At 69.9% G+C, this 14,749-nt stretch carries 13 protein-coding genes; 6 read left to right on the top strand and 7 right to left on the bottom strand.

What is annotated here, in order from left to right:
- Positions 1 to 50 precede the first annotated feature (50 nt).
- Genes drmA through drmC form a run of 3 tightly spaced genes read left to right on the top strand, consistent with a single transcriptional unit; the run spans position 51 to position 6,175 of the window.
- On the top strand, positions 51 to 3,554 hold the full coding sequence (gene drmA / locus P3X83_RS23470) for a DISARM system helicase DrmA (protein WP_277307330.1): 3,504 nt from the start codon (positions 51 to 53) through the stop codon (positions 3,552 to 3,554).
- A complete protein-coding gene (locus tag P3X83_RS23475; RefSeq protein ID WP_277307331.1) occupies positions 3,551 to 5,389 on the top strand; it encodes a DUF1998 domain-containing protein in 1,839 nt (612 codons plus the stop codon). The genes drmA and P3X83_RS23475 overlap by 4 nt, the downstream gene beginning before the upstream one ends.
- A gap of 9 nt (positions 5,390 to 5,398) precedes the next feature.
- On the top strand, positions 5,399 to 6,175 hold the full coding sequence (gene drmC / locus P3X83_RS23480; RefSeq protein ID WP_277307332.1) for a DISARM system phospholipase D-like protein DrmC: 777 nt from the start codon (positions 5,399 to 5,401) through the stop codon (positions 6,173 to 6,175).
- 2 nt (positions 6,176 to 6,177) lie between these two features.
- Here the strand turns inward: drmC and P3X83_RS23485 are convergent, their stop codons facing one another.
- The 7 genes from P3X83_RS23485 to ctaD all read right to left on the bottom strand — a co-directional run bounded on the left by P3X83_RS23485 (position 6,178) and on the right by ctaD (position 11,560).
- Complete coding sequence (locus P3X83_RS23485) at positions 6,178 to 7,329, bottom strand: hypothetical protein (protein ID WP_277307333.1); 1,152 nt, start codon at positions 7,327 to 7,329, stop codon at positions 6,178 to 6,180.
- Complete coding sequence (locus tag P3X83_RS23490) at positions 7,326 to 7,937, bottom strand: DUF4365 domain-containing protein (protein WP_277307334.1); 612 nt, start codon at positions 7,935 to 7,937, stop codon at positions 7,326 to 7,328. The genes P3X83_RS23485 and P3X83_RS23490 overlap by 4 nt, the downstream gene beginning before the upstream one ends.
- Positions 7,938 to 7,973: 36 nt before the next feature.
- Positions 7,974 to 8,366 (bottom strand): hypothetical protein, encoded by a 393-nt coding sequence (locus tag P3X83_RS23495; RefSeq protein WP_277307335.1) that lies wholly within the window; start codon positions 8,364 to 8,366, stop codon positions 7,974 to 7,976.
- Positions 8,367 to 8,442: 76 nt separating this feature from the next.
- Positions 8,443 to 9,192, bottom strand: a complete 750-nt coding sequence (locus P3X83_RS23500; protein ID WP_277307336.1) for a class I SAM-dependent methyltransferase — start codon at positions 9,190 to 9,192, stop codon at positions 8,443 to 8,445.
- Positions 9,193 to 9,257: 65 nt separating this feature from the next.
- Positions 9,258 to 9,386 carry a hypothetical protein gene (locus tag P3X83_RS23505; RefSeq protein WP_277307337.1) on the bottom strand — a complete coding sequence of 43 codons (129 nt, stop codon included), beginning with the start codon at positions 9,384 to 9,386 and terminating at the stop codon, positions 9,258 to 9,260.
- Positions 9,373 to 9,876, bottom strand: coding sequence for a ribonuclease E activity regulator RraA (gene rraA, locus P3X83_RS23510; RefSeq protein WP_277307338.1), 504 nt, complete (start codon positions 9,874 to 9,876; stop codon positions 9,373 to 9,375). The genes P3X83_RS23505 and rraA overlap by 14 nt, the downstream gene beginning before the upstream one ends.
- 76 nt (positions 9,877 to 9,952) lie before the next feature.
- A complete protein-coding gene (ctaD, locus tag P3X83_RS23515; protein ID WP_277307393.1) occupies positions 9,953 to 11,560 on the bottom strand; it encodes a cytochrome c oxidase subunit I in 1,608 nt (535 codons plus the stop codon).
- Positions 11,561 to 12,004: 444 nt separating this feature from the next.
- Between ctaD and P3X83_RS23520 the strand changes: the two genes are divergently transcribed.
- The 3 genes from P3X83_RS23520 to P3X83_RS23530 all read left to right on the top strand — a co-directional run bounded on the left by P3X83_RS23520 (position 12,005) and on the right by P3X83_RS23530 (position 14,683).
- The gene (locus P3X83_RS23520) at positions 12,005 to 12,871 is read left to right on the top strand and encodes a class I SAM-dependent methyltransferase (RefSeq protein ID WP_277307339.1); all 867 of its coding nucleotides are present in this window, start codon (positions 12,005 to 12,007) and stop codon (positions 12,869 to 12,871) included.
- A gap of 107 nt (positions 12,872 to 12,978) precedes the next feature.
- The gene (locus P3X83_RS23525; RefSeq protein WP_277307340.1) at positions 12,979 to 13,647 is read left to right on the top strand and encodes a response regulator transcription factor; all 669 of its coding nucleotides are present in this window, start codon (positions 12,979 to 12,981) and stop codon (positions 13,645 to 13,647) included.
- Positions 13,619 to 14,683, top strand: coding sequence for a HAMP domain-containing sensor histidine kinase (locus tag P3X83_RS23530; protein ID WP_277307341.1), 1,065 nt, complete (start codon positions 13,619 to 13,621; stop codon positions 14,681 to 14,683). Before P3X83_RS23525 ends, P3X83_RS23530 begins: the two co-directional genes overlap by 29 nt.
- The last annotated feature ends 66 nt before the right edge of the window (positions 14,684 to 14,749 follow it).

Genomic DNA, 14,749 nt, shown 5'->3' on the forward strand with positions numbered 1-14,749 from the left:
CTACGCGCATGCGCTGCGGAATGTCATCGACACTCCCTAAAGTGAGCGCCATGAGCGGTGAGTCGGTGCTCGAACGCCCCAGCGAGGCCCGGATCCGGCGCGAGCTGGAACAGATGGTGATCCAAGATCTCCACGGCCCCTTCGGCGAGGAGGCCGAGGAGTTCAGGGAGCGACCCACCGACCGATACATCCTGGGACGGCTCGCTCCCGACGGCGAGATGATCGAACCTGACCTGCTCGACGACGGCGCGGAGACCGACGACGCCGACGTGGGGGAGGACGAGGCGGAGCCGTCCGCCCTCACCATGGCCAGCATGATGCCCTCCGCCCTGGGCTGCACGGTCCTCGTGACGGCGGACACCGCCGAGCTGAAGGTGACCGTGCACTGGGCGCGTTACAAGCGGGTCGAGCCCGCGGAGGGCAAACGTGTGTGGAAGCGTCTGCCCTTCTCCGATGAGGTTCGGCTCCCACTGCGCGAAGGGCGTCTCGAACCACGGCCGATGCCCCTGGACGAGCACGTGGTGGTCCGGGGCCGGGCACGTCGCCACGGCGGTGACTGGCTGATCTCCGTCTTCGTCGTCAACACCACCCCGAAGCCGGCGAACCTGGAGGGCGGGGCCTGGTTGTTCCAGGTGCGGATGAGCGTCACCGCCATGGACGGCGAGCCGATCTTCCTGCCTCGTCCCGACACCTTCAGCGGTGGCGACGAGATCGACCGGGGCGAGCAGCGGCGTCTGGCCATGGCCTACCGGTTTCGCCCGGAGTTCGCGACCGGTCACGGCGTGGCGGTGACGTCCGTGTCGGTCCCCGGCGATCCGACCAGGGCCGTCCGGGTCGAGACGCGGGCGGTGCCGTCCCACGAGATCCCCGCCACCGACGTCCCCGATCCCGAGAGCGATCCCGACCTGCCGGAACTGGCCGACCTGGTGCTCGACATGAAGGTGCTCGCCGAGCTCCCGGCCGATGCGCTCCGCGCGGGGCTGGTGCCCCTGGTCACCGGCTACCGGGCATGGATCGACCGGCAGGAACGGCGCCTGTCCGACCCGGCCGAGCTGCTGGAGCCCTATGACGGCACGCCGCAGGAGGTCCTGGCCGCGGCCCGCCGCGCGGCCGACCGGATCGAGGCCGGAATCGGCCTGCTCGGCGACGACACCGACGCGCTGCGCGCCTTCCGGTTCGCCAACGAGGCGATGTGCCTCCAGCGGGTGCACACCATGGCGGCGGCCTTACGCCGCAAGTCACCCGACGTGGCGCTCGACGAGGCGCTGCGGCGGGTCGATCTGCCGCGCAACCATCGCTGGCGTCCGTTCCAGTTGGCTTTCGTGCTGCTCAATCTGCCCGCTCTCGCCGATCCCGGACACCCGGAGCGCGGCGCGGGCGAGAGCGGCGGCGACGCCGTCGCCGACCTCCTGTGGTTCCCGACCGGTGGTGGCAAGACCGAGGCGTACCTCGGCCTGACCGCGTTCACCCTGGCCATCCGCAGGCTCAGCCCCGCGCACGGCGGTTACGACCCCTGCTCGGGCGTCGCGGTGCTGATGCGTTACACCCTGCGACTGCTCACCATCCAGCAGTTCCAGCGGGCCACCGCCCTGATCTGCGCCTGCGAGCATCTGCGTCGCCGCGACGAGTCACGGTGGGGCTCGACGCCGTTCAGGATCGGGCTGTGGGTCGGCGCGAGGGTGACCCCGAACCGCACCAAGGACGCCGACGAGTGGCTCAAGCAGCACCGGCAGGCGGACCGGCGCGGCCCCGTCCGCGCCACCGGCTCCCCGCACCAGCTCACCGGCTGCCCGTGGTGCGGCGAGAGCCTGGACGCCGGGGTGAGCATCGCGGTCGATCAGATCCGCCGCCGCACGCAGGTCTTCTGCGGCAACCTCTACTGCGAATTCGGCAGGCTCACCGACCCCGAGGGCCTGCCGATCGTGCTCGTAGACGAGGAGATCTACCGCCTGCTGCCCAGCCTGGTCATCGCGACCGTGGACAAGTTCGCCCAGCTTCCCTGGCGCGGTGAGACGCAGGCGCTGTTCGGCCGGGTCAGGCAGTGTTGCGAGCGGCACGGATACGTGACCGAGGACACCATGGCCAACGACTGGGAGCTGTCGTCGGCGTCGGCCCGCCATCCCGCCAAGGGGGCCATGCCGTCCGCCCGGATCACCGACGTGGCGACGATCCGCCCACCCGATCTGATCATTCAGGACGAGCTGCACCTGATCTCCGGCCCGCTCGGCTCCCTCGTGGGCCTGTACGAGGCAGCCGTGGACCGCCTGGCCACCTGGGAGTTGTCCGACGGCAGGCGGGTCCGGCCCAAGGTCATCGCCTCGACCGCGACCGTCCGCCGGGCGGGGCAGCAGATCGGCGCCCTCTTCGATCGCCAGACCGAGACCTTCCCGCCGCCGGGCCTCGACATCGCCGACACGTTCTTCTCCCGGCAGCGCCCCACCGACCCCGCCGAGCCCGGACACCGTCCCGGCCGCCGCTACATAGGCATCTGCGCGCACGGCACTAGAAACAGGTCCGTGCTGATCCGGGTCTACGTCGCGGTGCTCGGCGCGGCCCAGACCCTGCACGAGAAGTACGGTCGCAGTGCCGTCACCGACCCGTACATGACCCTCGTCGGCTACTTCAACAGCCTGCGCGACCTGGGCGCGATGCGCCGAATGGTGGAGGACGACGTCTCTACCCGCCTGTCCAAGGCCGACGACCGCGGTCTGTCCCGCCGCTGGGATCCCGTCGTGAAGGAGCTGACCTCCCGGCTCTCGTCATCCGACATCCCTCTCGTGCTCGACCATCTGGAACAGGCGTTCACCGACGACGACCGCAGGCGCCGCCCGATCGACATCCTGCTCGCCACCAACATGATCGCGGTGGGTGTCGACGTGTCCCGGCTCGGCGTGATGGTCGTGTCCAACCAGCCCAAGTCCACCGCCGAGTACATCCAGGCCACCAGCCGGGTCGGCCGTGCCGCCCCCGGCCTGGTCTTCACGGTCTTCAACTGGGCCCGCCCACGTGACCTGTCGCACTACGAGACCTTCGAGCACTTCCACGCGACCGTGTACCGCCATGTCGAGGCACTGTCGGTGACGCCGTTCGCCGAACGGGCGGTCGATCGGGGGCTCGCCGGGGTCCTGGTCGCCCTGGTGCGCAACCTGGAGCCCACCTACAACGGCAACCTGCGCGCCGGGCACTTCGACCGGGCCGGTGAGCTGGCCGACCACGTGGTGCGCCACCTCAAGCGCCGGGCCCAGATGGTCACGGCCGACAACCGGGTGGGCGTCGAGGTCGAGCGCCACCTGGACGCACGCCTCGACCAGTGGCACAACGAGCGGCGGGTACCCGGCCGGCGGCTCGCCTACAGCAACCGCGGCCCGGGGGCGTCCGGAGACGTCAACGGGCTGCTGCGCCGTCCCGAGGATGACGGCAGCTGGAAACCGATGACCTGCCCGACCTCGTTGCGCGACGTCGAGCCGGGGGTACGCCTGTTGCTACTGCCCGAGGGCGACCACCTCGACATCACCCAGGAGCCTCCCTTCACCTCCGCAGGAGCGTCGTCATGAGCGGATCGAGCATGCGGGTGGGCGAACTGCGGCCCAACCAGCTCCTGCACACCTACGGCGTGGGTGCGGTGGCCGACATGCCCAACCTGTCGGTCATGGTGTGCGGGCTGGACGACTGGAGCCCGAACGCCGGTCAGGCCATCCCCGAGGAACGCCTGCTGGCGGCCGTCCGGGCGAAACTGGGGCCAACGGTGCAACGGTTGCTGCCCCCGCCTTACGTACCGGAGACGGCCGACCCCTTCGGAGAGTGGACGCGCGTCGGTGTGCCCGTGACGCTGTTCCCGCGCTGGCTGCGTTGTACCAACTCCAAGTGCGGTCTGCTCGCCCCGGTGGAGACCGGCCTGTTCGAACTGCTGCCGCACGCGTTCTCCCCGGATCGGATCCGCTACGTGCACGGCTGCCGGGGGCGGGGCGGAAGCCGTCCCACCGCCGTGCCCGCACGGTTCGTCCTGGCCTGCCGTCGCGGGCACCTCGACGACTTCCCCTGGCTGTACTTCGTCCACCTGGGGGGTGTCCCCGAGTTCGGCGGGCACACGCTCACCCTTGAGGAGCAGAGCACCACAGGTGACGCCGCGAGCCTGTGGGTCATATGCTCGTGCGGCGCCCGGCGGTCCATGGCGCAGGCGATCGGCGAGACGATGGTCGGCAACCTGCCGCTGTGCCGGGGCCGGCACCCGCACTTGCGCGCCGAGCAGTTCCGGGGATGCGGCGAGGAGACGCGCACGATGGGCCTCGGCGCCACCAACGGCTGGTTCGGCATGCAGCTCAAGGCGTTCACCCTGCCGCGGGCCGACATCGAGATCGACCAGCGGGTCGCGGAGCTGTGGAACATGCTGGAACTGGTCTCGATGCTGCCGGAGGAGCAGGGCAGGCGGCTGCTGACCGACCTCCGTTGCTGGGGAGAGCTGGAACACTTCGGCGTGGACGAGGTCTGGAAGGCGATCCGCCGCCACACCGAAGACGGCACGGACACCGCCCAGCACGACGAACTCGACCTGATGACCCCCGAATGGAACGCGTTCACCCGCCCCGGCGCCGTCCGGCTGGACGACTTCACGACCGAGAAGGAGCGCCCGCCTGGCGAAACACGGCCATGGTTGCAGGAGGTGATCCTGGTCACCCGCCTGCGCCAGGTGTCGGCGCTGTACGGGTTCACCAGGATCGACGCGCCGGAATGGGGCGACGACACGGCGAGCCCCGACTTCGCGCCGCTCTCCGTCGCACCTCCCACCTGGGTGCCGTGCGCGGAGCTGCGCGGCGAGGGCATCTTCCTGCGCTTCCGGGAAGACGAACTGGCCCGGTGGGAGAGCCGCCCCGATGTGCGCGAGCGAGGTGCGCTCCTACGTGCCGGCCACGACCGGTGGCGGGCGCAGCGACGGCTCGAACCCGGACACTGGCCGGGGCTGCGCTACATCCTTCTGCACTCCTTCGCCCATGCCCTCATCCGCGAGTTCGCCCTGGAGAGCGGGTACAGCGCGGCGGGAATCGGTGAGCGGATCTACTCCGGCACCGGGGCCGACCCGATGGCGGGGGTGCTTCTCTACACCGCCGCCCCGGACAGTGAGGGCACCCTCGGCGGGCTGGTGACCCTGGGCCGCAGAGACCGTCTCGGCACGCTCATCGGCCAGGCGCTGGACGCGGCTCGGCTGTGCAGCTCCGATCCGCTCTGCTCCGAGCACGACCCGCGAGAACACGGACACCTCTACGGCTCGGCCTGCCACGCCTGCCTGTTCGCGTCGGAGACCTCGTGCGAGCGGGGCAACCACTATCTCGACCGGGCGCTGCTCGTGGACACCGTGCGAGACCTCGGCATCGCCTACTTAGCCGCCTCGTAGCCCGGCCCCATGGATCTCCCCGATGTCATCGCCACCCTCGGCAGGGAACTGCCCGACACCCATGTCCGCTCCTGGGCGCGGGTCCTCGGCGATTGTCCCGCTCCGCACCCAGCCGTACGGGGGCTGCTCACCGGGGCTCGCCCGGGAGCGTGGCTGGCGGCGAGAGCGGCCCGGCTGGTCGCCGCGTGGTCGGCGGCCGAACCGCCGCCGCCAGGACCCGCGCTGGCACTGGCGCTGGAGACGGCCTCCCGGATGCACGCCGAAACCCAGCGCCACCGCGCCGACATCGTGGTCAGCGGGCCGCGCAGCGACGCGATTCCGGTGCGCCTGACCGGTTCGGTCATCGTGCAGGTGATCCGTGCCAGCCGGGCGTCGCTGCTGGTGGTGAGCTTCGCCGCGTTCGGCGTCGCCGAGGTCGTGCGTGAGCTGGTGGCCGCCGCCGGGCGAGGAGTACGGATCGATCTGGTGCTGGAGGGGGCCGTCGAAGACGGTGGCACGTTGCGCGCGAAGACATCGCCGTTTCAGGTGTTGCGTCCATTCGCCACGTTCTGGGCCTGGCCGGACAGACCGGCGGTGGGCGGCTCGATCCCGGCTCTGCACGCCAAGGTCGTCGTCGCGGACGAGAGCGTCGCGCTGCTCGGCAGCGCCAACCTGACCGATCGGGCGCTCGCCCACAACCTGGAGGTCGGCGTGGTGCTCCGCGATCCCGAAGCGGTGGGCAGGCTGGCGCGGCATTTCCGGGCGCTCATGCGACCCGACACCGGTCCGCTTCGCCCCGCCGGGTGAGGTCAGCCGTGTTCCAGCACCCTGAAGTTCCCCACCTCCTCCAACTGTGTCCTGCTGGCCGTGCGCACCAGCAGCCCCCTCATGCTCACCCGCAGGCCGAAGTCGTGCGCACGGGTCGCCGCACTGTAGTCGTCACCATGCAGGCTCACCCAGATTCGGCGACGTCGCCCACGCCGCTCGGACTTCAGGACGGTGGCGACGCCGTCGATCACCGCCCAGCCGAAAGCCTCGGGTGTGGCCCGCTCCAGTTTGAAAATGGTCCCGGTGACATGGGCCCACTCCTCCTCGTGCCGCTGCTGTCCGAGGTCTTCCTCGGCTTGGGTCAGCATCGCGACCTCGGGCTCGGAGAAGCGGATCGGTGATGTCCGCACACCGGTGGGCAGCGTGCTCGCCCACGAGAACTGAAGCTTGAACGGGCGGTCGCGGTCCGCCCCGCCAAAGAGCGCCAGTGCGCGGCAGAGCGTGATGGATATGCCCTCCCCCACCCGATCGGTGAAGGGGGACAGATCAGAGGTCTCAGAGGCTTCCGCGGCGGCGGCCTTGGCGGTTCTTATCGTGTCGTAGAGACGGAGCAGGACCCTGCGGGCGAAGGGCAGGCCAAGGGAGAACAGCGCCCCTTCGGGCGGTCGCAGGGCGAGCGGCACCTCGGCACTGATCACGTAGCTGCCATCCCGAGGCGGACGCAGCCGTACCTGACGGGGGAACTCCTCGACGACACGGGACTTGCGGTTCGGCAGCACCAGCCTGGGCTCGCCGTCCACGGCGTACGCTCCCGAGAGGTACAACCAGCGGAGACCCTCGTAGGCATCGACGGCGTCGGCCACGGACGTCGTACCCGGAGGGCCCTCCGGGTAGGTGGTGAAGTGCTGGGAGTCCACGCCGGTCGCCGTCACGTCGCGGAGGATCTCGGACTGTGGTCGTTGTTCGATCTCGCTGAGCGTCTGGAAGAGGCTCAGCATGCGCGGCACGTAGTCACGGATCGCGGTGTCGCCCGGAAGGAGGACCTCGAACTCCTTGTCGTCCTCATCGAAGACCCAGAGCTGCGAGCGGCCGATGACATCGACGTCCTGCCAGCCGCCGTTCGTGAGGTACGTGGAGATGTCGATAGGACGCAGCCCGCTCAGGGCCTCCAGGTACTCCTGCCCCAGGGTCATGCGGCCTCCCGCATCATGAGCGTGAGCAGGGCGGCGGGGGTCACCACATTGGCGACCGGCAACCGCACGGTCATACTTCCTTGGCCGTTCCCCGGAAGCGGGTCGTGATCCTTGAGCGAGACCCAGTAACCGCGGTGCCGGACCCTGATCTCGTTCTCTTCCATCACCCAGTGGATGTAGTCATCGCGAACGGTCGGTACGTGGACGACGATGAGGTAGCGCGGGGTATCGAAGCCCTTCCCGGCGAGCTCGTTGAAATGCCGGGCCGGGAGGGTGAAGGACAGCTCAGCGCCGTTCCTGACGAAGTCCGGTGTGCACACCGTCTTGACCTGCACATCGATTTGCGGGCGATAAGGGGTGCTGCGTGCTTTCGGGTAATTGACGAACAAGTCGATGCCGTCCACATCGGGAAAGGGCTTGGCCACCGTCAGGCCCGCGCTCGCGGCGATCAGGCTCACGTACGACTCGCCATACCATCCCTGCATGATGTTGCGATCGACGTGCAGAACCGGCTCCCTTGCCGAACGGACCAGCGTCACGACATCACCGGTCACGGTACTCCGCCGATCACTCGTTGAAAAGATCGAGACGATGGCGAACGGGGTCACCACGCCGATGGCACTCGCGCCTTGGCGTCGGTGGCGTCAGCGGTCGAACCAGGCTGCCGCGTCACGGCGGGCGAGTAGGACGATCACGGGGATCGACAGGGCCAGGTACAGCAGGGTGCCGATGTTCGGGCCGGTGAGCAGTTGGATCGCCCGGTCGAGCACGAGCAGTGCCTCGACCACGATGATCGCGATGCGGACCCACTTGCGGCGGGTCTTGCAGGCCAGGATCAGCGCCACCAGCACGCCCGTGGAGATGATGCCCACGGCGAGCAGCAGGGTGGCCGTCGCCATGGCGCCGCCGCCGATGTTGGCCAGTGCGAGGAGGATGATGAGGATCCCCAGCACACCCAGCACCACCTGGCCCCACATGAGCCGCCGTGCGATGACGACCGGCTGCGGCGCACTGTCAAGGCGATGTGACTCGTACATCGAGAGCGTCTCCCATGCGTCGGGTGTCACAGGTCTGCGAAGCGAACATCACCATCATGGTCGAAACCACCGGCGGTCACCGTCGCACGCCCAGGACGAACGCGACCGGTTCGGCGAATCGGATGTCGGGACCGGGGTAGCGGCCGCGGATCTCGTCGATTCCCCGCTCCAGTTCGGCGTCGCTGAAGGTGGAGAGTATCGACATGTACCGGCCGCGCACCATCTCGATGTATCGCTCGCGCGTGAACGTGACGGGGAAGCCGTCGTAGGAGATCTCGACGTCGAGGCCCGCGTCCGTGAGCGCTCCGGCGACCGTGCCGGGGTCCGGCTGGAGGCGCCGGAAGAGGCGCAGCGCGGCGTCGAACAGGGGGTAGCCGAGGTCCTGGGGGAGCATGCTGACCAGGAATCTGCCGCCCGGCCGCAGCAGGCGGGTGAGTCCGGCGAGCGTCGCCGGGAGGTCGGGGAGGTGGTGGACGACCTCTTTGAGCAGGATCGCGTCGTAGGAGTCGTACGGGAGCGGCACCCTCCCGGCGACGATGTCCTCGGCTCCGGCGCGGAGCGGGACGAGCCGTTCGTCGGCGGGCAGGTGGCTGAGCATGCCCTCGGAGGGGTCGGCGCAGACCACGGCCTTCGCGTGGACGGCGAGCCCGCGCGAGTAGAGCCCGGTGCCGCAGCCGACGTCCAGGACGACGGTGGTGCTGGTCGGCCGGAGCCGCTGGACGATCCCTTCGGTCGTCCATTCGATGAGGGCCGGACTGTAGATCCAGTTTTCCTCGTATGTACCGGCGAGCCGGTCATAGTGCGCCCGTGTTGCGTCGCTACGCACCAGGCCGTCCTTTCACGACACGGCGACAGGACAACCCTTAGCGTTCATGAAAAATCCCGGAAGGTCTACACAAAGCGGGCGAGGAGTTGGCGGAGGAGGGTGAGGTTGTAGTCGCGGAGGGAGGTGGCCGGGGTGGTGGGGGTGTAGTTGATGTAGGAGATGTCGAGGACGATCCGCCGGTCAGGCCGGGCCACAGGGTGACGTCGCCGGGCACGCGGTCACCAGGATGCCGTCCTCGTCGCTCCACAGTTCCGCCCCCGGACGGAAGGTGACGCCGCCGAAGCTCACCGGCACGTCGCGCTCGCCCTGCCCGGTCTTGGTGCCCTTGCGCGGGTTAGAGCCGAGCGCCTTCAGGCCCAGGTCGAGGGTGCGCAGCATGGCGACGTCGCGGACCGCGCCGTTGACGACGACCCCCGACCAACCGGAGGCCATCGCGATCCCGGCGATGACGTCGCCGACCAGCGCGGTGTGCAGGGAGCCGCCGCCGTCCACGACCAGCACCCGGCCCTCGCCCGGCTCGGACAGGACGGCCTTGAGCAGCGCGTTGTCCTGGTGGCAGCGCACGGTGGCGATCCGCCCGGAGAAGGCTTGCCGCCCGCCGTACTGGCGGAACTGCAGGTCACAGGAATCGAGCGCGTCGCCGCGCTCGTCGTAGAGGTCGGCGGTCGCGATGTGCGCGGTCATGTGCGGCCCTTCGGTGGGGGACGGCTCGGCCGTCCCATGCAACCAGAGCGCCGTGCGACCCGGTCGCCGGGCCGGTTCACTCCACTTCGGCGGCCGGAGGCCGGCGCCCCGTCGTGAGCCTCGGGTAGTGCAGGTCGAAGGCCGGTCGCTCGGAGCGGATCCGCGGCAGCGAGGTGAAGTTGTGCCGGGGCGGCGGGCAGGACGTCGCCCACTCCAGCGAGTTGCCGAACCCCCAGGGGTCGTCGACCTCCACCTTCGGGTACTTCCTGGCGATCCAGATGTTGAAGAGGAAGGGCAGCGTGGACAGCCCGAGCAGCAGCGCGCCCGCCGAGGAGATCGCGTTGAGGGCGGTGAACCCGTCGCCGGGGGCGTAGTCGGCGTAGCGGCGCGGCATCCCGATCACCCCGAGCCAGTGGTGCACCAGGAAGGTGGCGTGGAAGCCGATGAACAGCATCCAGAAGTGCACCGCGCCCACCCGGTCGTTGAGCATCCGGCCGGTGAACTTGGGCCACCAGAAGTAGAACCCGGCGAACATCGCGAACACCACGGTGCCGAACACCACGTAGTGGAAGTGGGCCACCACGAAGTAGCTGTCGGTGACGTGGAAGTCCAGCGGCGGCGAGGCCAGGATGACGCCGGTCAGGCCGCCGAGCAGGAAGGTGATCAGGAACCCGACGGCGAACAGCATCGGGGTCTCGAAGCTGAGGTGGCCGCGCCACATCGTGCCGGTCCAGTTGAAGAACTTGACCCCGGTGGGAATCGCGATCAGGAACGACATGAACGAGAAGAACGGCAGCAGCACCTGTCCGGTGGCGAACATGTGGTGCGCCCACACGGTCATCGACAGCCCGGCGATCGCGATGGTCGCGCCGATCAGGCCGACGTACCCGAACAACGGCTTGCGGGAGAAGACCGGCAGCACCTCAGTGATGATGCCGAAGAACGGCAGCGCGATGATGTAGACCTCGGGATGGCCGAAGAACCAGAACAGGTGCTGCCACAGGATGGGCCCGCCGGTGGCCGCGTCGTAGATGTGGGTGCCGAGCTTGCGGTCCGCCGCCAGCGCGAGCAGCGCCCCGGTGAGCACCGGGAAGGCCATCAGCACCAGCACCGAGGTCAGCAGGACGTTCCACGTGAAGACCGACATCCGGAACATCGCCATGCCGGGGGCGCGCATGCAGATGATGGTCGTGATGAAGTTGACCGAGCCGAGGATGGTGCCCAGGCCCGACAGTGCCAGCCCCATGATCCACAGGTCGCCGCCCGGATAGGGCGAGTAGTCGACGTTCGACAGCGGGGCGTAGGCGGTCCAGCCGAACGACGCGGCCCCGTTGGGCGTGAGGAACCCGCTCAGCACCATCAGCCCGCCGAACAGGAACAGCCAGTAGCTGGCCATGTTGAGCCGGGGGAACGCCACGTCGGGCGAGCCGATCTGGAGCGGCATGATCACGTTCGCGAACCCGGTGAACAGCGGGGTGGCGAACAGCAGCAGCATGATCGCGCCATGCATGGTGAAGAGCTGGTTGTACTGCTCGCGCGTGACGAGCTGGAGGTCGGGCGCGGCCAGCTCGGCCCGGATGATCATCGCCATGATCCCGGCGATCAGGAAGAACACGAACGAGGTGATCAGGTAGAGGTAGCCGATCACCTTGTGGTCGGTGGTGGTCATCCAGGAAACGAGCAGATCGCCCTTCGGCCTGCGATGGCGCGCAGGCGCGAGGGCGAGGTCATCCTGGGACGGGTCGACCCTGGTCACGTTCATCTCCCGGCGGACGGCCATCGCGTGCGGCGCTCATGCCCACGCTGACCTGCGGAAAAACGGCGGATCAAGCCGTCGCGGGCATTTTCGGTCGTCACATGGCAGTGAACGGACCGGCGCTATACCTCGTGGCCCCGCGCAACTCAGGGGAGGGTGAGATCGGTGACGGTCAGCCGGTGGTCGTCCGAGGGCATGGTGATCGCCCGGAACCCGCGCACCGCGATCCGCCCCGGGGGAGCAGGAACACCGCGAACAGCCCCACGCTTGACCGGGTGGGTAGCGTCGTTGCGGGGGCTGGACGGTGGCGCTCGGGACGGCAGGGGTGGTCAGGTCCTATATTGGACACGTTCGCTGGGAGAGGATCTGCAGATGGCATCGGCTCTCCGTCGAGTGCTGGTCATCCGCGCGGGCGAGCAGGCGTCTCTTGCCGCTGGTCCGTTGCGTGTCGCCGGGCTCGATGTGCACGAATACGAGACCGCCGCCGACCTCGACGGCTACAGCGGCCTGCTGGCCGTCGACGCCGAGGCGGTGCCGCACCTGCTGAGTCAGGCGCGGGCCGCGGGGCTGCCGCTGCTCACCGGGCCGTTGAGCCCCGAGCGGCTGGCCGCGTTCGCGGCGCTGGTCGCCGACTCGCCCGCCTATCGGTCGGCCGAGGGCACCCGGGCGTTCTTCTCGGCGCGTGCGGCGACCTGGGAGGAGAAGTTCCCCGACGACGGCCCGGCCTTCGCGGCGGCGATCGCCGAGCTGGCCCCGGTGGCGGGCGGCACGGTGCTCGACGCCGGGTGCGGCACCGGCAGGGCGATGCCGCTGCTGCGCGAGGCCGTGACCGCCGAGGGGCGGGTGATCGGCGCCGACCTGACGCCGGAGATGATCGCCTCGGCGCGCGAGCGGGGCCGTGCCGCCTGGGGCACGCTGCTGATCGCCGACGTCGCCCGGCTGCCGCTGCGCGACCGGGCGGTCGACGCGGTGCTCGCGGCGGGCCTGCTGTCCCACCTGCCCGATCCGGCCGCCGTGCTGGCCGAGCTGGCACGGATCGCCGCTCCTGGGGCACGGCTGGCACTCTTCCACCCGGTCGGGCGCGCCGTGCTGGCCGCCCGTCACGGCCGCCGTCTCACTCCGGCCGACCCCCGCGCCGAGCGCAACCTGCGTCCGATGCTCACCGGCTCCGGCTGGTCCCTCATCGCCTACGACGACACCGACACCCGGTACCTGGCGCTCGCCGTCCGATCCCGCTGACCCGCCGGAGCCGCCGAACCCGCGTGCTCTGACAGGGAGTCGGTTGCACGGTAAGTGGTCCTGTGGTCTCTTGTGATCGTGGTTCCTCCCTTTGGAGGCGATTTCAAGTGGGACGTGTGCTGGTCGTCGAGGACGACGACAAGATCGCCCGGCTCGTCGCCCGTGCGCTCCGCGACAACGGGCACAGCGTGGACATCGCCGGGAACGGTCACGACGGCCTCGGAGCCGCCCTGGCGGGAGACTTCGACCTCGTGGTGCTCGACCTGATGCTGCCCGGCCTGGGCGGCGGTCAGGTGCTCGAACGGCTGCTGGAGAGCAGGCCGGAGCAGCGCGTGCTGGTGTTGTCGGCCATGTCGGAGATCGCCGTCCGGGTCGCCTGCCTGGACGCGGGCGCCGCCGACTTCGTCGGCAAGCCGTTCGCGCTGGCCGAGCTGGTGGCGCGGGTGCACACCCGGCTGCGGGCGCAGGCGCCCGGCGCGGCCAGGCGGTGGCTGTCGGCGGGGCCGGTGCGGCTGGACCTGCGGATGCGCCGGGCGGTCGTGAACGACAGGCAGGTCGAGCTGTCGTTCCGGGAGTTCCTGCTCGTGCAGCACCTGATGCGGCGCGCGGGGCAGGCGTGCAGCCGGGCCGAGCTGCTGGCCGACGTCTGGGGGATGACCTTCCACCCGGGCAGCAACGTGGTGGACGTCTGCGTACGGCGGCTGCGCACCAAGCTCGACACCCCCGACCGAGTGGAGACGGTACGGCATGTCGGTTACCGGTTCGTCACGGACTAGCCGCCTGCTCACCGTCGGGTGGGCGGCGAGCGCGGTGATCAACCTCGGGCTCATGTACGCCTTCCCCGACAGCGGAACCGTCCCGTTCCACCTGGTGTGGATAGGTCTGTCGCTGATCTATGGCTTCGTCCTGTGGAGCCCGCTCGCCATGATCCTGGTGCTGTGCTCGGTGACGCTCAGCACCGGCGCGGTCCTGGTCCGGCAGGCCACCGACGAGCTGGTCCACTGGGAGGAGGTCACCGAGGTTCCGCTGATGTCGGCGGTCTTCGCGGTGATGGTCTGGCACGTGCGCAGCCGTCAGGTGGCCCTCGACCAGGTCCGCCGGATGGCCGAGGCGGAGCGCAGGCACGCCGAGCGCAGGCACCTGTTCGTCCGGCTGGCCTCGCACGAGCTGCGCACGCCGATCACGGTGGCGCGCGGCTACGCCGAGCTGGTCTCCGGGGCGGTGGACGACGCGGCGCGGGCGGACCTGGCGATCGTCGTGGAGGAGCTGGACAAGCTCGCCAGGATCAGCCAGCGCCTGGTCACGCTCATGCGGGTGGACGACGAGCACCGCCTGACCGTGGGCGACGTGGACGCGGCGGTGGCCAGGATCGTGCGGCGGTGGGAGCCGACCGCGCCCCGGGACTGGTCGGTGCGGACGTCCGTGGGGCGCATGCCGTTCAACGAGGAGCGGCTGGAGGCCGCGCTGGACAGCCTGCTGGAGAACGCGGTGCGCTTCACCGGGGAGGGCGACTCGGTGGCGGTGGCCGCGTTCGTCGAGGGGACCGACTGGGTGGTGGAGGTCGCCGACTCCGGCGTGGGCATGACGCCGGAGCGGGCGGCCGAGCTGACCACGGCCCTGGAGCCGCCGCTGCCCACCTCCACCGGCAGCGGCCTCGGCCTGGCCATCGCCCGGACGGTCGTCGAGGCGTGGGGCGGCGAGCTGCTGGTGTCGGGACGCCCGGGAGCCGGGACCGTCGTGACGCTGCGCGTCCCGATCCCCGGCGACGGCCGTGACGGCCTGTCCACCTCCGCCGCGTCCATGTCCGCATGACACCGGGATGACGGGCGGGATGACGGCGCGACTCGACCGCACAGCGGCCCGATCAATGCTCTGACC

The sequence above is a fragment of the Spongiactinospora sp. TRM90649 genome (assembly GCF_029382225.1).
Taxonomy (GTDB): Bacteria; Actinomycetota; Actinomycetes; order Streptosporangiales; family Streptosporangiaceae; genus Spongiactinospora.